Below are 16,454 nucleotides of genomic sequence, written 5' to 3' on the forward strand. Positions count from 1 at the left end.
GGTTTGCGTCCGGGCACCACATTGGAAGAATGGGCGCATGACCCAGCCCGTCGTGCGTGACTCGAGGCGCGAGAACCTCAGCCTCCTGCTGGGCGGCATCGGCTTGGTCATCGGGGGCCTCGTCGGACTCATCGTCCTGGGGCCGGAGTCCCGACTGTTCGGCCGAGGTTCCGTGGGCGAGGTGGCCGCCGCGACGGCGCTGCCCGTCTCCGCGCTCGCCTTCGGCTTCGCCATGAACTTCGTCATGGCACGGGTGCGGCCCTGGCTGCGGCAACTGCCGAAGTTCCGGCAGGTGTTCAGCATCCTGGGCCTCGCGCTGGTGCACGGCGCGCTCGCGACGCTGGTCACCGTCGGGTTGTTCTCCGTGTTCAACGACGCCTTCCGCGGCGTCCTGCTGGACAACTGGGTGGGCGCATTCATGGTGGCGGTGGTCTGCGGGGTCTCCGCCTACGCCACGGCGGCAAGCGCCACGGCACTGACCACGGAGTCGCTGTCCCTGCTGGTGGCGATCTTCCTGGTGGTGGGTGCGCTGGCCAGCGCCCTGAACGCCTCCAACGAGCTGTGGTGGCAGGTGCACTTCTCGGCACTGGGCGCCACGCTCGACGCGTCCGGGATCGTGTTCAACTTCACCCTCATCCTCACCGGCGTGGTCCTGATCACGCTGGCCGACTTCCTCACCAACGACCTGCGGATCTGGGCCTCACGGGTGGGGGAGCGGCGCTGGAAGGTCACCGCCATCCGGCTCTCGCTGTTCGCGATGGGGGTGTGCCTGGCCGGCATCGGGAGTTTCCCGGTGAGCTTCTCCCGCTTCGGGCACAACTTCTTCACCTACACGCTGATGTACATCTTCGCCGTGACGCTGGTGGCGGTCCCCATCCTGTTCCGCAAGCTCCCGGGCGGGTTCATCGGTGTCACCGCGGTCACCATCGTGCTGACCGTGGCGTTCGTGTACCTGCGCAACGGCATCGACTACCTCAACGTCACGGCATTCGAGATCGTGGCCGTGGGGCTGGTGTTCGTGTGGCTGCTGCTGTTCGTGCGGACCGTCTCCGCCGCCCTGGTGGACCAACCGCGGCTGCGGAAGGCCCCCAGGGCGTCGGTGGTCTCAGCGGAGCGCGCTGCCCTCGACCGCAGCGGCGAACCAGCCCGTGATGGTTGACGGGTGGGTGATGGCGGTTCCCACGCACACGGAGTGCGCACCCAGCGCCATCACTGCGGCCGCCTGCTCGACGGTGTGGACGCGGCCCTCGATGACGACCGGTCGGCTGCAGGCGGCGATCACCTCGCGGGCCAGTTCCAGGTCAGGGCCCTCGGTCTTCTCGCGGTCGCCCGAGTAGCCGGCCAAGGTGGTGCCGATGATGTCAGCGCCCTCGGCCTCGGCCCGCACGCAGTCCTCCAGCGAGCCGCAGTCGGCCATCACCAGGACTTCGCGGTACTCGGCCTTCAGCCCCGCGACGATGTCTGCGAACGTGGAGCCGTCGGGACGGGGACGGCTGGTGGCGTCGATGGCCACGACGTCGGCCCCCGCCTCCGCGCAGGCCAGGGCGTGTCGCAGCGTGGGGGTGATGAAGACCCCCTCCTTGCCCTCCTTCCACAGCCCGATGAGCGGCACGTCGACCACCTTCGCGGTCTCGCGGATGTCCTCGATGCCCTGCACCCGGATGGCCGCGGCCCCGCCCACGACGGCGGCCTGCGCCACCTGGGACATTGTGCGTGGGTCGCGCATCGCCTCGCCGGGGTAGGCCTGGCAGGAGACCACCAGGCGCCCCTTGAAGGAGTCGACGTCGATGCTCACTTCAACAGCCCGGTCTCGACGAGCACCTCGCGCACGGCCGCGACGTCGCCCTCGGTCATGGCCGGGATGGGCAGCGGCTGGCGCGGGGTGGCGATGAGCCCGAGCAGGTGCATGGCGGTCTTGAACGCGCCGAGGCCGGTGGCGTCGCCGCCGCGGCCCTGGGGCTTGAACACGATCTCGAACTCGGCGTTGATCTGCTCCTGCACGGCGACGGCCGTGGCCCAGTCACCGCTGGTGGCGGCGTCCCAGAGGCGGCGGTATGAGACGGGGTCCACGTTGGCGAACCCGGGCACCATGCCGTCGCAGCCGATCAGCACCACGGCGTCGTTGACCATCTCGTGGCCGGTGAACACCTGCAGCGGCGAGCCGGCCGCCTTGTTCTGCGAGATCAGGCGGCGGTAGCTCACGTCGTCGCCGGAGGAGTCCTTGACTCCCGCCAGGACGCCCTCGGTGCCGAGTTGCACCAGCGTCTCCGGGGCGAGCTTGACCCCGCCGAGGCGGACGGGGACGTCGTAGGCGAACACGGGCGCGTCGACGCCGGCGGCCACCAGGCGGAAGTGGTCCGCGATCTCCGACTGGTTGCTGAGCGCGTAGAACGGGGCGGTCACGACGATGCCGTCGGCGCCGGCCTCGACCGCGCGGCGACCCTGCTCAATCACGCGGGTGGCGGTCATGTCCATGCAACCTACCAGCAGGGGGACCCGGCCCGCGGCGCGCTGCGCGATGGCGGAGATGACCTGGACGCGCTGCTCGTCGGTGAGGTAGGCCACCTCACCGGTGGAGCCGAGCACGAACAGGCCGTGCATGCCGCCGTCGATGAGGTGGTCCACCACCTTGTCCAGCGAGGCGAAGTCGATGCTCCCGTCCTCGTGGAGGGGGGTCACGACGGGCGGGTAGATGCCCTGGAAGGCGGGGGCGTTCATGCGTTCTGCTCCTGGAGTAGCGACGGGACTGCGGACAGCAGCTTCTTTGTGTAGGGGTCTTGCGGGGAGTCGAAGATCTCGTTGGTCGGGGCGAGCTCGACCACCTTGCCGAAGTACATGACGGCGATCCGGTCCGAGATGAAGCGGACCGTGTTGATGTCGTGGGAGATGAACACCAGGCCGAGGCCCAGGCTCTCCTTCAGGTCCATCAGCAGGTTGAGCACCTGCGCACGCACCGACACGTCCAGGGCGGAAGTGGGCTCGTCGGCGATGATCACGTCGGGCTCGAGGGTCAGCGCGCGGGCGATGGCCACGCGCTGGCGCTGGCCGCCGGAGATCTGGCGGGGGAGCACGTCCAGCGCGGACTGCGGCAGGCCGACGAGACCGAGGAGTTCCTTGACCTTGGCCAGCCGACTGGCGGCGGTGCCGATGCCGTGCACCCGGAAGGGGTCAAGCAGGGTCTCACGGACGGTCATGCGCGGGTTGAGCGCGGTGGCCGGGTCCTGGAAGATCACCGAGACGGCCCGTCCCAGTTCCTTGCGGCCCCGGGATCCCTTGGCGAGGGGCTTGCCGCGGAACAGCACCTCGCCGTCGGTGACGGGCTGCAGGCCCACCATGACGCGGGCGGTGGTGGACTTGCCGCAGCCGGACTCGCCGACGATGCCGAGGGTCTCGCCGCGGGAGACGGTCAGTGACACGTCGTTGACGGCATGCACCTTGTCCGGGCGGAACAGCTTGCCGGTGCGGGCCTTGTGGACGACGTGCACGCCCCTGAGCTCGACCGTGGGGGTGTCCTCAGACATCTCGTGCCTCCTTCGCAAGGACCTCGCGCAGCTCCGGGGTGCTGGCGTAGTAGTGGTTGGAATCGCCCACCCGGACGAGCTCCGGCCTGGTCTCCAGGCCGACGGTGGGGTGCGACGAGCGCGGCGCGAACCGGTCCCCAGGGACGAACTCGTGCGGGCTCGGGACGGTGCCGGGCACCTGGTGGAGCCTGCCGACGCCCTCCTCGATGGAGAGCACGGCGCCGAGCAGGCCCTGGGTGTACTCGTGGCGGGGGTCGGTCAGCAGGTCGGGCGTCTCGGCCTCCTCGGCCACCTGGCCCGCGTACATCACGGTGATCCGGTGGGCCACCTGGGCCACGAGGGCGAGGTCGTGGGAGACGAACACCATCGCGAATCCGAGCTTGGTGCGCAGCTCGTTGAGCAGGTCCACCACCTGCGCCTGCACGGTGACGTCGAGGGCCGTGGTGGGCTCGTCGGCGATCACGAGGCGCGGGTTGCGGGTGAGGGCCATGGCGATCAGCACGCGCTGGCGCTGGCCGCCCGAGAGTTCGTGCGGGTAGGACTTGAGCGTGCGCTCCGGGTCCAGCCCCACGAGTTCCATGAGTTCCTCGGGGGTGCGCTGCCCGCCCCGCTTGATGAGCTGCTGCAGCTGCGTGCGCACCAGCATGGACGGGTTGAGCGAGCTCAGGGCGTCCTGGTAGATCATCGCCATCTCGTGGCCGCGCAGGGCGTTGCGCTTCTTGGGGCCGAGCTCCAGGAGGTTCTTGCCGTCGAAGAGGATCTCCCCGGTGATCTTCGCGGTCTCCGGCAGCAGGCCCATGATGGCCATGGAGGTGATGGACTTGCCGCAGCCGGACTCGCCGACGAGGCCCATGGTCTCCGAGGGCCGCACGTCGAAGGAGACGCCGTCGACGATGCGGACGTCGCCGTGGGCGGCCGGGAACGAGATGGACAGGTTCCTGACCTGCAGCAGCGGCTCCGTCTCCGGGTCCGCGAGCACGAGCCGGTCCCCGCGGGCCAGTTCCGAGGTGCGCAGCAGGTCCAGCCGACCCTTGAGCGATGCGGCCTGGGCGGCGTGGACGGCGGCCATGCCCTCGGCCGTCTTCTCGCCGTGCAGCTTCGCCTCGTCGGCCTCGACGTCCACCTTCACCCTGGCGCGCGGTGCGGCCAGCGTGTCGGTGAGCCCCTCGGAGAGCACGTTGAGGCAAAGGGTGGTGATCAGGATGAACAGGCCCGGGAAGAACGTGGTCCACCAGTGACCGGACAGCAGCAGCGCCTTGCCCTCGGAGAGCATGTTGCCCCAGGTGGGGGCGTTGACGGAGCTGATGCCGGTGCCGATGAACGACAGGGAGGCCTCGAAGACGATCGCGTCGGCCACCAGCACCGTCGCGAACACCAGGATCGGGGCCACGCAGTTGCGGGCCACGTGCTTGACGAGGATCCAGGCCGTGCCGGCGCCCATCACCTTGGACGCGGAGACGTAGTCCTCACCGAACTGGCTGAGGATGTTGGCGCGGATCACTCGGCTGAGTTGCGGCACGTAGAGGAACGCGATCGACATGATCACCACGGGCAGCATCGGCAGTCGGGAGGACAGTGCCGTGACCAGGACGGCGGCGAGCGCGATGCCGGGGAAGCTCATGACGATGTCGAGGATGCGCATCAGCACCTCGGAGACCACCTTGTTGGCGGTTGCGGCGATGGATCCCAGCACGGCCGCCACCACGAGGGCGAGGCCCGTCGAGGCCAGGCCCACCAGGAGGGAGACCCGGGTGCCGTGGATGATGCGCGAGAGGATGTCTCGGCCCTTGTCGTCTGTGCCGAAGATGAACTCGCTGTCCGGGGGGATGGAGGAGTCGGGCAGCTTCTGGGTGCCGACACCCTCGATCTCCACCTCGGTGTAGACGATCTTCTCAGGTGGCACGAGGCCGGAGGCGCCGGGCTCGAAGGGGGAGATCAGCGGGGCGAAGACAGCCATCATGGCGATCAGGAAGAGCACCACCAGCACGATCTTGGACGCGAGGGGGAGGGCCTTCAGGGCGGGCAGGCGCAGGCCGGGGCGCTGCAGCTTCTTGCGGGACTCGGCTGAAAGCATCACACGCTCCTGATCCGAGGGTTGACGAGGATGTAGAGCAGGTCGACGATCATGTTCACCACGATGAACGCGATGGCGACGGTGATGGTCACGCCCTGCACGATGTTGATGTCGTTGCGGGTGATGCCCTGCAGGATGAGCTGTCCCATGCCCTGGATGTTGAAGATGACCTCGATGACCACGGCGCCCCCCATGGCGTAGGCGAAACGGAGGCCGAGCACGGTGATCGGGGTGATCAGGGCGTTGCGCAGGACGTTGCGGCCCACCACCTCGGACTTCGGGATGCCGGCACCGATGGCGGTGCGGACATAGTCCCGGTCGAGCTCCTCCACCATGGAGGTGCGCACGACGCGGGTGAGCGCGCCCGAGGTGGGCACGGCGATGGCGATGACCGGAAGGAACACCTGGTCCACGTAGCGGGCCGGGTTGTCGGTGAAGTTCACCCATTCGGTGATCACCGCGGGGAACAAGCCGGCCCCGCCGGGGATGTTGCCGAGCCACTGGATCAGCAGGAGCGCCAGCCAGAACGAGGGCGTGGCCAGGGAGGCGATGGACAGCACGCGGATCAGCTGGTCGGGCCAGCGGTCGCGGAAGAGGGCGGCGACCACACCGAGCACGGTGGCGATGATGACAGCCAGACCGACGCCGAGGATGGTCAGCTGCAGCGTGATCGGGAAGGAGTAGGCCACCATGTCCGAGATGTTCACGCCGGTGAAGCTCTGCCCCAGGTCACCCTGCACCAGCGCACCCAGGTAGCGGGCGTAGCGCACGAACATCGGGTCGTTGAGGCCGCGCTGTTCGCGATAGTTCTCGAGCGCCTCGAGGGAGGCGGACTCGCCGAGGGCGAGCCGGGCCGGGTCCGCTGTCGAGAGCCCCATGACCAGGAACACCAGCAGGGTGGCTCCCAGGATCATGATGGGCAGGGCTATCAGCCGCCTACCAAGGACGCGGATGAGGTTGGACACCGGGTTGTGCTCCTTTGCCTTCGGTGCAGGGGTGCCGGCCGCGAGAGCGGGGGACTCTCGCGGCCGGACTATCTGTTGCTACTTGCTCGAGGACACGTCCAGGAAGGACAGGCCGGTCACCGCGATCGGCTTGAAGGCCTGGAGGGTCTCGTCGTCCCACGCGGTGGGCGTCTTGCGGTGGAACAGCGGGTACATCGGCAGCGCCTCGGAGACGATGTCGAAGATCTCGTGCCATGCCGCCAGCTGCTCCTCGCCGGTGGCTGCACCGGCCTCCTCGAGGAGTGCCTGCACCTGGTTGTAGGACTCGGAGCCCTTCCAGTGCATGCGGGTGTCGGTCCAGATGTCGGCCGCGTACCACCAGCGCAGCAGCAGGTCGACGTCGTCGCCGAAGACCGACGGGTCGCCCGGGGCCACGACGATGTCGAAGGAGTCGGGGCCGCTGTCGATGGTGCCGTAGACGTCCGCGGACTGCTTCTCCTCGTAGTTGACCTTCAGGCCGGCAGCCTCCAGGGACTCCTTGATGATCGGTCGGGCGGCCTCGAAGAAGCCGTGGTCGGAGGCCAGCAGGCGCACCTCGGTCAGGCCCGTCTCGGCGAACAGGGCCTTGGCCTTGTCGACGTCGTGGGTGTAGACGTTGGCGGCCTCCTTGTAGGAAGCGTGCTCCTTCTGGACGAAGGCGGTGGCCGGGGTGGCCAGGTCGGACATGCCGACGCTGCAGATCTGGTCGTAGTCCAGCGCCCACATGATGCCCTGGCGGTTGCGGACGTCGTCCATCGGGGCCAGGCCGCAGTTGAACATGATGAACACGAGCCCGAAGCCCTGCTCGGCGGCGACGGTCTTGGTCTCGGCCAGGGTGGCGAGGTCGGCCGCGGCCACGGAGTCGATCGCCTGGACGGTGTCCGAGGTGAGGGCGTTGGTGCGGGTGGCGTTGTCCGGGAGGATCTGCCAGACCATGCTGTCCGCCAGTGCGGGACGGGTGCCGGTGTAGTGCTCGTTCTTCTCGAACACCACCTGCTGCGAGCCGGCGCCGTTGTCGGTCATGCGCCACGGGCCGGTGCCCACGGGGGCCAGGTCGAACGCGGCCAGGTCGGCCTCGACGAGGGCCTGCGGGACGACCTTCACCACGGCCAGACGGGCCGGGGTCAGGGAGAATGCGTACTTCGTCTTGATCGTGACGGTGGTGTCGTCCTTGGCGCTCACCGAGTCGATGAAGGGGATGAACGACGCGTACAGCGAGGCGCTGGCCGGGTCGAGCACGCGGTTGAAGGAGAACACCACGTCCTCGGTGGTGACCGGGGTGCCGTCGGAGAAGGCGGCGCCGTCGCGGAGGGTGACCTCCCAGGTGGTGTCGTCGACCTGCTGCGGCAGCTCCGCGCCGAGGCCCGGGACGACCTCGCGCGAGGCGGGGTCGATCTCGGTGAGACCCTCCATGGTGTGCCAGTTGGCGGCCACGGTCAGGGCGGCGGTGGTGGTCATCGGGTCGTAGCCGTTGGTGCCCAGCTCGTAGGAGATCCCCGCGTTGATCGTGCCGGTGCCCGAGCCCGAACCGGTGGTCTCGGCCGGGGCGCTGGTGGTGTCACCGCCGGCCGGGGTGGTTGCTCCCGAGGTGGGGTTCTGCTCGGTGGTGCCGCAGGCGGCCAGGGTTGCGGTGAGGCCGGCGGCGGCCGTGGTGGCGCCGATGAGCTTCACGAAGGAGCGACGCGAGAGGGCGTTCGCTTCGACTGGGAGGTTCATCCTTGGATCTCCTTTGATGATCAGATGTCTGATGACTGATGTCAGGTATACACTAGGGTCAAGACGCGGTGCAAGGGATGGACATGAGATCCTTGGCATCTGTGACCCAATCGATACACATGGAGGTGTGATGGCCGCAATTGGCCAGCGTGCGGTCGTCAGGAATGGTAACTCCCTGGCAGCCACCGCCGCGAAGCAGATCAAGGCGCTCATCCTGTCCTCGGGGCTCCGCCCGGGTGACGCGTTGCCGAGCGAGTCGGAACTGTGTGAACGCCTGAACGTCTCGCGCTCATCGGTGCGTGAGGCCATCCGGACCCTCACCACCCTGGAGATCGTGGACGTGCAGCACGGCCGCGGCACCTTCGTCGGCGCCATGAGCCTGCAGCCGCTCGTCGAGACGCTGGCCTTCCGGTCCGTCATCAGCCCCGGCGACGACTTCCGCGCCCTGCGCGAGGTGGTCGACGTCCGCGTCGGCATGGACCAGGCCTTCGCGAACCGGGTGGTGGCCCACTTCTCCGGCAAGCACGACGAGCGGTTGCACGAGCTCGTGGACGAGATGGCCGAGTGCGCCCGGGCGGGCCAGGCCTTCGCCGCCGCCGACCGGGAGTTCCACACCCGGCTCCTCCACGAGGCGGGCCTGGAGATGGCCTCACAATTGGTGGCGGCGTTCTGGGACGTGCACACCGCCGTCAACCCGCAGTTGGAGATCCCGACGCCGGACGACGTCCACATCACCGCCGAGGCCCACGGGGACATCCTCCGTGCCGCGGAGGCCGGCGACGCGGAGGCCTACCGGGCTGCAGTGGTCAAGCACTACGAGCCGATCCTGCGGGGGCTGTCGAAGGCCTCCGCCTGACTCGCTTTCCCCGTCGGGGCCGGGGAGCCCTAGGATTGGGCTGAACCCGAACCTTGACAAGGAGATCGACCGTGGCGTTGACCCCGCAGGAGGTCGCCCGGCTCGCAGGTCTCGCACGCATCTCGCTCACCGAGCAGGAGTGCGCGGAGCTTGCGCCCGAGCTGGACGTGATCCTGACCTCAGTCCACCAGGTGGCCGAAGTGGCCGGCCCCGACGTGCCATTGATGACCCATGCGATGCCGCTGGTCAACGTCACCCGTGAGGACGTCGTGCAGCCGTCGTTCACCCCGGCAGAGGCGCTCGCAGCCGCGCCCGCCGTGGAGGACGGCCGCTTCCGCGTGCCCCAGATCCTGAGCGAGGACTGATGACCGACCCCACCCTCCTGACACGCCCGGCCCACGAGTTGGCCGGACTGTTGCGCGACGGCGAGGTCAGCTCCGTGGAGCTGACCCAGCTGCACCTCGAGCAGATCGAGGCGCTCAACCCCACCCTGAACGTCTTCCTGCACGTCGATGCCGACGGCGCCCTCGAGGCCGCCCGGTCCGTCGACGCCGCCCGCGCCTCCGGCGCTGAGCTCGGCCCGCTCGCCGGCGTCCCGATCGCCGTGAAGGACAACTTCTGCACCCTCGGGCAGCCCACCACCTGCGGCTCCCGGATGCTCGAGGACTGGGTGCCGCCCTACGACGCCACCGTGGTGACGCGGCTGCGCGAGGCCGGTCTGGTGATCCTGGGCAAGACCAACATGGACGAGTTCGCCATGGGCTCCTCCACCGAGACCTCCGCCTTCGGCCCCACCCGCAACCCGTGGGACACCGACCGGATCCCCGGTGGCTCGGGCGGCGGCTCGTCCGCCGCGGTCGCCGGTTTCCTGGCGCCCCTGGCTGTGGGCTCGGACACGGGCGGCTCCATCCGGCAGCCCGGCTCCGTGACGGGCACCGTCGGCGTCAAGCCCACCTACGGCGGCGTCTCCCGCTACGGCGTCGTGGCCATGGCCTCCAGCCTGGACCAGCCCGGCCCGGTCACGCGCACCACCCTCGACGCGGCCCTGCTCCACGAGGTGATGGGCGGGCACGACCCGCGTGACTCCACCTCCATCGCCCAGCCGCTGCCGGCGCTGTCCGAGGCGGCGCGCCGCGGTGACGTCAAGGGCATGCGCGTCGGCGTCGTGAAGGAGTTCGGCGGCGAGGGCTTCGAGGCGGATGTCGAGGCCCGCTTCCACGAGGCCGTGGAGCTGCTGCGCGGCGCCGGCGCCGAGGTGGTCGAGGTGTCCTGCCCCAACTTCCTCTACGCGCTGAGCGCCTACTACCTGATCATGCCCTCGGAGCTGTCCAGCAACCTGGCCCGCTTCGACGCGATGCGCTACGGGCTGCGGCTCGGTGACGACGGCACCCGCGGCGTGGAGGAGGTCATGTCCCTCACCCGCGGCGAGGGCTTCGGGCGGGAGGCGAAGCGGCGCCTGATCATCGGCACCTACGCCCTGTCCAGCGGCTACCAGGACCAGTACTACGGCTCCGCGCAGAAGGTGCGCACGTTGGTGGCGCAGGACTTCGAGGCCGCGTTCGCGCAGTGCGACGTGCTGGTCTCGCCCACCACGCCCACCGTCGCCTTCCGGCTCGGTGAGCGCATGGACGACCCGATGTCGATGTACAAGGCGGACCTGTGCACCATCCCGTCGAACCTGGCGGGCAACGCCTCGGCGTCCTTCCCGGTGGGCCTGTCGTCGGACGGGCTGCCGGTGGGCATCCAGGTGATCGCCCCGCCGATGGCCGACGACCGGCTGTACCGGGTGGGCGGCTTCCTCGAGGCGGAACTCGAACGCGAGTGGGGCGGCCCGATCCTGGGCTCGATGGCCCCGCTCCCCGGAACGAAGGCGGTGGTCCGATGACCGAGGGTATCCTCGAATTCGACGAGGTGCTGGAGCGCTACGAGCCGGCACTGGGCCTGGAGGTCCACGTAGAGCTGAACACGGCGTCGAAGATGTTCTGCGGCTGCTCGACGGCCTTCGGTGACGAACCCAACTCGAACACCTGCCCAGTCTGCCTGGGCCTGCCCGGGGCGCTGCCGGTGGTGAACCGCAAGGCGGTGGAGAGCTCCATCCGGATCGGGCTGGCGCTCAACTGCCAGATCGCCCCGTGGGGCCGGTTCGCGCGGAAGAACTACTTCTACCCGGACATGACCAAGAACTTCCAGACCTCGCAGTACGACGAGCCCATCGCCCACGACGGCTGGGTGGAGGTCGAGGTGGACGGGGAGACGTTCCGCGTCGAGATCGAGCGCGCCCACATGGAGGAGGACGCCGGCAAGCTCACCCATGCCGGCACCAGTGGCCGCATCCACGGCGCCGAGTACTCGCTGATCGACTACAACCGCGCCGGGACGCCGCTGGTGGAGATCGTCAGCCGTCCCGTGCTGGGTGCCGGTGCGAAGGCCCCCGCCGTCGCCCGCGCCTACGTGGCGCACCTGCGTGAACTGATGCGGGCGCTCGACGTCTCCGACGTCCGGATGGAGCAGGGCTCGCTGCGCTGCGACGCGAACCTCTCACTCGCACCCATCGGCGCCACCACGCTCGGCACCCGCACCGAGACCAAGAACGTGAACTCGCTGCGCTCCGTGGAGCGGGCCGTCACGTTCGAGATGCAGCGCCAGGCCGCCGTCCTCGCCGGCGGCGGCACCGTGGTCCAGGAGACGCGGCACTTCGACGAGGCCACCGGCACCACGCGTTCCGGCAGGCCCAAGTCCGACGCCGACGACTACCGCTACTTCGCCGAGCCGGACCTGGTGCCGGTGGCACCGTCGGCGGAGTGGGTGGAGGAGCTGCGGGCCACACTGCCCGAACCGCCCGCCGAGCACCGCAAGCGCCTGGCCTCCGAGTGGGGCTTCGACCAGATCGCGATGGACACGCTGGTGAACCTGGGCGCCCTGGGGCTGGTGGAGGACACCGTCACGGCCGGAGCCTCGCCGCAGGCCGCGCGCAAGTGGTGGGGCACCGAACTGGCCCGCCGCGCCAACGAGGCCGGCATCGGCGTCGACGAGCTGACCATCACCCCGGCCCAGGTGGCCGAGGTGCAGGCCATGGTGGACGAGGGCAAGCTCACCGACAAGCTGGCCCGCCAGGTCTTCGACGGCGTGCTCGCCGGCGAGGGCGGCCCCGCCGAGGTGGTGGCAGCCCGCGGGCTGGAGGTGGTCTCCGACGACGGCGCGCTGTCCGCAGCGGTCGACGACGTCATCGCCGCCAACCCCGACGTGGCCGCCAAGATCCGCGACGGCAAGCACCAGGCCGCCGGTGCCCTGATCGGTCAGGTCATGAAGGTAATGCGCGGCTCGGCGGACGCGGCCCGCGTCCGGGAGTTGATCATGGAGAAGCTGGCGTAGCCGAAGGGCCTCAGAGTCCGCCGATCGAGGCCTTGAGGGCCTCGACGGTCTCGCCCTCGCCGGTCAGCCCGACGTAGGCGTGTTCGACGCGCCCGGAGCAGAAGTAGAGGATCTCCGAGGGGGCGCCGGTGAGGTGCACCGGCCGGTTGCCGGTGCCGTGGGCGAAGCTGCCGCCGACGTCCGGCGTCACCACGAGGCGGCCACCGAACCCCCTGGCAGCCTTGCGGGCGAACATCCGCACCACCGGCAGCAGCGAGCGCTCCTCGGCTTCGGTCAGCTCCACGTCGATCCCGTTGGGGCGGGCGACGTCGAGGTGGTGGATGGTGAACTCCGACGCGTTCGGGAAGTCCATCAGCACCCGGATGGGCAGCGGCGGTCGACGCAGGTCGGCCACGAGCTTCTCGAAGCCCAACTCATGCAGCTTCTCGCGCTGGACGCGTTCGGTGTGCGGGGCGAAACGCTCCAGCGCGATCCCGGGCTGGACATCGAGGCGACGGTCCCGGATCCAGAGATGGGCGGCGAGGTCCTGGGCCAGCCAGCCCTCGCAGTTGGTGGGGGCCAGCGCCCCCACCTCCTCGAACGTGTCACAGGTGGCTTGGCGCATGCGGTGGGCGAGACTCATGGCCCCAATCCTATTCGGGCACAATTGCGCTCATGGAATCCACCTTCGACGTCGAACTCAAGCTCGGCCGCGACGGGCTCGTGCCCGCCATCGCCCAGGACGCCACCTCCGGCGAGGTGCTCATGCTCGCCTGGATGGACGCCGAGGCGCTCGAGCGCACCTTGGCCACGAAGCGGGCCACCTACTGGTCGCGCAGCCGCGGCGAGTACTGGGTGAAGGGGGAGACCTCGGGCCACACCCAGGAGGTGGTCTCGGTGGCCATCGACTGCGACAACGACACCATCCTGCTCAAGGTCAACCAGACCGGTGCCGCCTGCCACACCGGCAACCGCACCTGCTTCTTCACCGAACTCACCGGCCCCGGCGGGGAGCAGGCATGAACATCACCCCCGACCTCGAGCAGTTCCGCGCCCTTGCCGACGGCAGGCGCGTCATCTCAGTCCACGCCCGCGTCGTCGCCGACGACGTCACCCCCATCGCCCTCTACCACGCCCTGTGCGGGGACAGGACCAACACCTTCCTGTTCGAGTCCGCCGAGGCCGGCGTGTGGTCCCGGTACTCGTTCATCGGGGTTCGCACCGCCGCCACCCTGACCGAGACCGACGGCCGGGCCACCTGGGTGGGCCGGGAACTCGTGGGCGTAGGCGACGGCGACCCGCTGGCGGTGCTCGCCCAGACGCTCGAGGAACTGGCCACTCCCGCCACGCCCGGACTGCCGCCGTTCCATGCGGGGATGGTGGGCTACCTCGGCTACGACGTCGTGCGCCGCATCGAGCACCTGCCGGACAGCAACCCGGACGACCTGCAGGTGCCCGAACTTGTGATGATGCTGACCTCGGAGCTGGCGGTGTTCGACCACCACACCTCGCAGGTCTGGCTGATCGCCAACGCCATCAACTTCGACGGTGGCCCCGACGGCGTGGACCGGGCCCACGCCGAGGCCGTCGCCGCGGTGGAGGCGATGGCCGAGACCCTCCGCAGGCCGCGCGAGGCGCTGCAGCCCATCGCCATGGAGCCGGTGGAACTGGAGGTCACCCGGCAGCGCAGCAGCGAGGAGTTCCAGGGCGCAGTGCTGGCCGCCATCGAGGAGATCAAGGCGGGTGAGGCGTTCCAGATCGTCGTCTCGCAGCGCTTCGACGTCGCCTCCGGCGCGGATGCCCTGGACGTGTACCGCAGCCTGCGGCTGACCAACCCCAGCCCGTACCTGTACCTGCTGCGGCTCGACGGGTTCGACATCGTCGGCTCCAGCCCCGAGGCGCTGGTGACCGTGAGCGACGGCGTGGCCACCACCAGGCCCATCGCCGGCTCCCGGCCCCGTGGCCGCACCGACGCCGAGGACCAGGCCCTGGCCGCGGAACTGCTGGCGGACCCGAAGGAGAAGGCCGAGCACCTGATGCTGGTGGACCTGGGCCGCAACGACCTGGGGCGGATCAGCAAGCCGGGCTCGGTAACCGTGCACGAGTTCATGAACATCCACCGCTACAGCCACATCATGCACCTGGAGGCCGCCGTCAGCGGCGAGTTGGCCGAGGGCAGGACCGCGCTGGAGGCCACCCTGGCCTGCTTCCCCGCAGGTACCCTCTCGGGCGCACCCAAGGTGCGGGCCATGGAGATCATCGACCGCCTCGAGGTCTCCCGCCGCGGCCTGTACGGCGGGGTGGTGGGCTACTTCGACTTCGCAGGCAACTCCGACGTGGCCATCGCCATCCGCACCGCGCTGCTGAAGGACGGCACCGCCCACGTGCAGGCCGGCGCGGGCATCGTCGCCGACTCCGTCCCCGAGACAGAGGATGCCGAGTGCAGCCACAAGGCCGCAGCCGTGATCGCGGCCCTGGGACGCGCTGCCGCGTCGGGACGGACCCGGTGAGGCGGCCGCTGGTACTGGTGGTCCTGGCGCTCGGTGCGCTGGGGCTGGTGATCGGCGCCAACGTGCTGGGCTCCGGTGGGGGAGTGGCCCTGGGCTGGGCCGCTGCCGCCGGTGCCTTCCTGATGCTCATGCTCCGGGGCCCCGGGCTGCGGGCCATGGGGGTCCTGCTGGTCCTGCTCGGCATCGGGGCCGGGGTGCTCGGCGCGCTGACGGGCGGGACCGGATGGTTCCTGCTGCTGCCGGCGGCCCTCCTCGTGCTCGGCGGGGCCGCCGCCGCACGCTGGGGACCCGGCTGGCCGACACGCGCCGGCAACGGCCCCCGGGAGGCGCCGCGGGACCAGTGGAAACAGTTCGACGCCGGTGAGGACCCGACCGCGGGCGAGGCGGACGTGGTCCCCGACGACGATCCACGATAATCTCAGCCGGAGGACCCGCAAGGACAGAAAGGCCCAGCCATGGCACGGACCCCGAAGTACTACCACCACGGACGCAGCCCCGCTGCCTGGACCGGCTCCATCATCGGCGCCGTCGGCTTCATCGTCGCCGCGATCGGTTCGGTCCTCGGCCCGAACTGGATCATCACCGGCATCGGTGCCGCCATCGTACTGATCGCGTGCCTCACCACCATGGTGATGAAGGCCGCGGGCCTCGGCCAGCCCTGATGAGCACCGTCCTCGACTCCATCATCGCGGGCGTCCGCGAGGACCTGGCCGAGCGCAAGGCCGCCAAGCCCATGTTCTTCGTGGAGCGCGAGGCCGTCGAGGCGGCACCCGCGCTGTCCCCCATGGAGCGGTTCCGCGCCCCCGAACTGGCGGTGATCGCCGAGGTCAAGCGCCGCTCGCCCTCCAAGGGTGACCTGGCCGAGATCGCGGACCCGGCATCCCTGGCCGCCGCCTACGCCGAGGGCGGGGCGGCCGCCATCTCCGTGCTGACCGAGCGGCACCGCTTCAACGGCACCCTGGCGGACCTGGACGCGGTGCGCGACCGCGTGGACGTCCCCGTCCTGCGCAAGGACTTCATGGTGGACGAGTACCAGTTCTTCGAGGCCCGCGCCCACGGCGCGGACATCGTGCTGCTGATCGTGGCAGCCCTCGACGACAGCGAACTCGGCCGCTTCCTCCACCTCTCCAAGGAACTCGGCATGACCGCCCTGGTGGAGACCCACACCGCCGAGGAGGTGGACCGGGCGCTCGCAGCCGGCGCCGAGCTCATCGGCGTCAACAACCGCAACCTGAAGACCCTCGACGTGGACCTCGCAACCTTCGGTTCCCTGGCGGATCGCATCGGGGACCAGGCCGTGAAGGTCGCCGAGTCTGGCATTCTTTCTCCTGCGGACGCCGCACGCGTCGCCTCCGAGGGGGCCGACGTCGTGTTGGTGGGTGAGGCACTCGTGAGGCACGGGTCGCCCACCGAGGCGGTCGCGGAGCTGATCAAGGGGTAACA

Annotated in this window: 17 protein-coding genes; 10 read left to right on the forward strand and 7 right to left on the reverse strand. The window is 69.7% G+C overall.

Going from position 1 to position 16,454, the window contains the following annotated elements; genetic code table 11:
- Nucleotides 1-37 precede the first annotated feature (37 nt).
- Nucleotides 38-1,159, forward strand: a complete 1,122-nt coding sequence (locus tag ACYU7G_RS05215; RefSeq protein WP_461105494.1) for a DUF998 domain-containing protein — start codon at nt 38-40, stop codon at nt 1,157-1,159.
- Here the strand turns inward: ACYU7G_RS05215 and ACYU7G_RS05220 are convergent.
- The 6 genes from ACYU7G_RS05220 to ACYU7G_RS05245 all read right to left on the reverse strand — a co-directional run bounded on the left by ACYU7G_RS05220 (nt 1,106) and on the right by ACYU7G_RS05245 (nt 8,294).
- Nucleotides 1,106-1,795 carry an N-acetylmannosamine-6-phosphate 2-epimerase gene (locus ACYU7G_RS05220; protein ID WP_461105496.1) on the reverse strand — a complete coding sequence of 230 codons (690 nt, stop codon included), beginning with the start codon at nt 1,793-1,795 and terminating at the stop codon, nt 1,106-1,108. The genes ACYU7G_RS05215 and ACYU7G_RS05220 overlap by 54 nt on opposite strands.
- Nucleotides 1,792-2,718, reverse strand: coding sequence for a dihydrodipicolinate synthase family protein (locus ACYU7G_RS05225; RefSeq protein WP_461105498.1), 927 nt, complete (start codon nt 2,716-2,718; stop codon nt 1,792-1,794). Before ACYU7G_RS05225 ends, ACYU7G_RS05220 begins: the two co-directional genes overlap by 4 nt.
- Entirely contained in the window at nt 2,715-3,521 is an 807-nt protein-coding gene (locus ACYU7G_RS05230) for an ATP-binding cassette domain-containing protein (protein WP_461105500.1), read from the reverse strand. The genes ACYU7G_RS05225 and ACYU7G_RS05230 overlap by 4 nt, the downstream gene beginning before the upstream one ends.
- Nucleotides 3,514-5,595: a dipeptide/oligopeptide/nickel ABC transporter permease/ATP-binding protein gene (locus ACYU7G_RS05235; RefSeq protein ID WP_461105502.1), complete on the reverse strand. Its 2,082-nt coding sequence runs from the start codon at nt 5,593-5,595 to the stop codon at nt 3,514-3,516. Before ACYU7G_RS05235 ends, ACYU7G_RS05230 begins: the two co-directional genes overlap by 8 nt.
- Nucleotides 5,595-6,560 carry an ABC transporter permease gene (locus tag ACYU7G_RS05240; protein ID WP_461105505.1) on the reverse strand — a complete coding sequence of 322 codons (966 nt, stop codon included), beginning with the start codon at nt 6,558-6,560 and terminating at the stop codon, nt 5,595-5,597. Before ACYU7G_RS05240 ends, ACYU7G_RS05235 begins: the two co-directional genes overlap by 1 nt.
- Before the next feature lie 78 nt (nt 6,561-6,638).
- The gene (locus ACYU7G_RS05245; protein ID WP_461105507.1) at nt 6,639-8,294 is read right to left on the reverse strand and encodes an ABC transporter substrate-binding protein; all 1,656 of its coding nucleotides are present in this window, start codon (nt 8,292-8,294) and stop codon (nt 6,639-6,641) included.
- 130 nt (nt 8,295-8,424) lie between these two features.
- Here ACYU7G_RS05245 and ACYU7G_RS05250 point away from each other — a divergent pair, with 130 nt between their 5' ends.
- The 4 genes from ACYU7G_RS05250 (at nt 8,425) to gatB (ending at nt 12,522) form a co-directional block, all read left to right on the forward strand.
- Nucleotides 8,425-9,150, forward strand: a complete 726-nt coding sequence (locus ACYU7G_RS05250) for a FadR/GntR family transcriptional regulator (RefSeq protein WP_461105509.1) — start codon at nt 8,425-8,427, stop codon at nt 9,148-9,150.
- A 71-nt stretch (nt 9,151-9,221) separates the two neighbouring features.
- The gene (gene gatC / locus ACYU7G_RS05255) at nt 9,222-9,515 is read left to right on the forward strand and encodes an Asp-tRNA(Asn)/Glu-tRNA(Gln) amidotransferase subunit GatC (RefSeq protein WP_461105511.1); all 294 of its coding nucleotides are present in this window, start codon (nt 9,222-9,224) and stop codon (nt 9,513-9,515) included.
- Nucleotides 9,515-11,035, forward strand: a complete 1,521-nt coding sequence (gene gatA, locus ACYU7G_RS05260; protein WP_461105513.1) for an Asp-tRNA(Asn)/Glu-tRNA(Gln) amidotransferase subunit GatA — start codon at nt 9,515-9,517, stop codon at nt 11,033-11,035. The genes gatC and gatA overlap by 1 nt, the downstream gene beginning before the upstream one ends.
- The gene (gene gatB / locus ACYU7G_RS05265; RefSeq protein WP_461105515.1) at nt 11,032-12,522 is read left to right on the forward strand and encodes an Asp-tRNA(Asn)/Glu-tRNA(Gln) amidotransferase subunit GatB; all 1,491 of its coding nucleotides are present in this window, start codon (nt 11,032-11,034) and stop codon (nt 12,520-12,522) included. Before gatA ends, gatB begins: the two co-directional genes overlap by 4 nt.
- A gap of 10 nt (nt 12,523-12,532) precedes the next feature.
- On the opposite strand, the gene ACYU7G_RS05270 is transcribed toward gatB, so the two are convergent.
- Nucleotides 12,533-13,144, reverse strand: a complete 612-nt coding sequence (locus ACYU7G_RS05270) for a maleylpyruvate isomerase family mycothiol-dependent enzyme (RefSeq protein ID WP_461105517.1) — start codon at nt 13,142-13,144, stop codon at nt 12,533-12,535.
- A gap of 32 nt (nt 13,145-13,176) precedes the next feature.
- Between ACYU7G_RS05270 and hisI the strand changes: the two genes are divergently transcribed.
- Genes hisI through trpC form a run of 5 tightly spaced genes read left to right on the forward strand, consistent with a single transcriptional unit; the run spans nt 13,177 to nt 16,452 of the window.
- A complete protein-coding gene (gene hisI / locus ACYU7G_RS05275; protein ID WP_461105519.1) occupies nt 13,177-13,524 on the forward strand; it encodes a phosphoribosyl-AMP cyclohydrolase in 348 nt (115 codons plus the stop codon).
- Nucleotides 13,521-15,011, forward strand: a complete 1,491-nt coding sequence (locus ACYU7G_RS05280; protein WP_461105521.1) for an anthranilate synthase component I — start codon at nt 13,521-13,523, stop codon at nt 15,009-15,011. The genes hisI and ACYU7G_RS05280 overlap by 4 nt, the downstream gene beginning before the upstream one ends.
- Nucleotides 15,008-15,427 (forward strand): hypothetical protein, encoded by a 420-nt coding sequence (locus tag ACYU7G_RS05285; RefSeq protein WP_461105523.1) that lies wholly within the window; start codon nt 15,008-15,010, stop codon nt 15,425-15,427. Before ACYU7G_RS05280 ends, ACYU7G_RS05285 begins: the two co-directional genes overlap by 4 nt.
- Nucleotides 15,428-15,466: 39 nt before the next feature.
- Complete coding sequence (locus tag ACYU7G_RS05290; protein WP_461105525.1) at nt 15,467-15,673, forward strand: HGxxPAAW family protein; 207 nt, start codon at nt 15,467-15,469, stop codon at nt 15,671-15,673.
- Complete coding sequence (gene trpC / locus ACYU7G_RS05295; protein WP_461105527.1) at nt 15,673-16,452, forward strand: indole-3-glycerol phosphate synthase TrpC; 780 nt, start codon at nt 15,673-15,675, stop codon at nt 16,450-16,452. Before ACYU7G_RS05290 ends, trpC begins: the two co-directional genes overlap by 1 nt.
- Nucleotides 16,453-16,454: the final 2 nt, after the last annotated feature.

It is taken from the genome of Tessaracoccus terricola (genome assembly GCF_054776555.1).

Excerpts from the sequence above, each read along its gene's own strand:
- ACYU7G_RS05235 (WP_461105502.1), bottom strand. The coding sequence starts at position 5,595 with ATGCTTTCAGCCGAGTCCCGCAAGAAGCTGCAGCGCCCCGGCCTGCGC.
- ACYU7G_RS05290 (WP_461105525.1), top strand. The coding sequence starts at position 15,467 with ATGGCACGGACCCCGAAGTACTACCACCACGGACGCAGCCCCGCTGCC.
- ACYU7G_RS05245 (WP_461105507.1), bottom strand. The coding sequence starts at position 8,294 with ATGAACCTCCCAGTCGAAGCGAACGCCCTCTCGCGTCGCTCCTTCGTG.
- ACYU7G_RS05280 (WP_461105521.1), top strand. The coding sequence starts at position 13,521 with ATGAACATCACCCCCGACCTCGAGCAGTTCCGCGCCCTTGCCGACGGC.
- ACYU7G_RS05215 (WP_461105494.1), top strand. The coding sequence starts at position 38 with ATGACCCAGCCCGTCGTGCGTGACTCGAGGCGCGAGAACCTCAGCCTC.
- ACYU7G_RS05230 (WP_461105500.1), bottom strand. The coding sequence starts at position 3,521 with ATGTCTGAGGACACCCCCACGGTCGAGCTCAGGGGCGTGCACGTCGTC.
- ACYU7G_RS05225 (WP_461105498.1), bottom strand. The coding sequence starts at position 2,718 with ATGAACGCCCCCGCCTTCCAGGGCATCTACCCGCCCGTCGTGACCCCC.
- ACYU7G_RS05250 (WP_461105509.1), top strand. The coding sequence starts at position 8,425 with ATGGCCGCAATTGGCCAGCGTGCGGTCGTCAGGAATGGTAACTCCCTG.
- gatA (WP_461105513.1), top strand. The coding sequence starts at position 9,515 with ATGACCGACCCCACCCTCCTGACACGCCCGGCCCACGAGTTGGCCGGA.
- gatB (WP_461105515.1), top strand. The coding sequence starts at position 11,032 with ATGACCGAGGGTATCCTCGAATTCGACGAGGTGCTGGAGCGCTACGAG.
- trpC (WP_461105527.1), top strand. The coding sequence starts at position 15,673 with ATGAGCACCGTCCTCGACTCCATCATCGCGGGCGTCCGCGAGGACCTG.
- hisI (WP_461105519.1), top strand. The coding sequence starts at position 13,177 with ATGGAATCCACCTTCGACGTCGAACTCAAGCTCGGCCGCGACGGGCTC.
- ACYU7G_RS05270 (WP_461105517.1), bottom strand. The coding sequence starts at position 13,144 with ATGAGTCTCGCCCACCGCATGCGCCAAGCCACCTGTGACACGTTCGAG.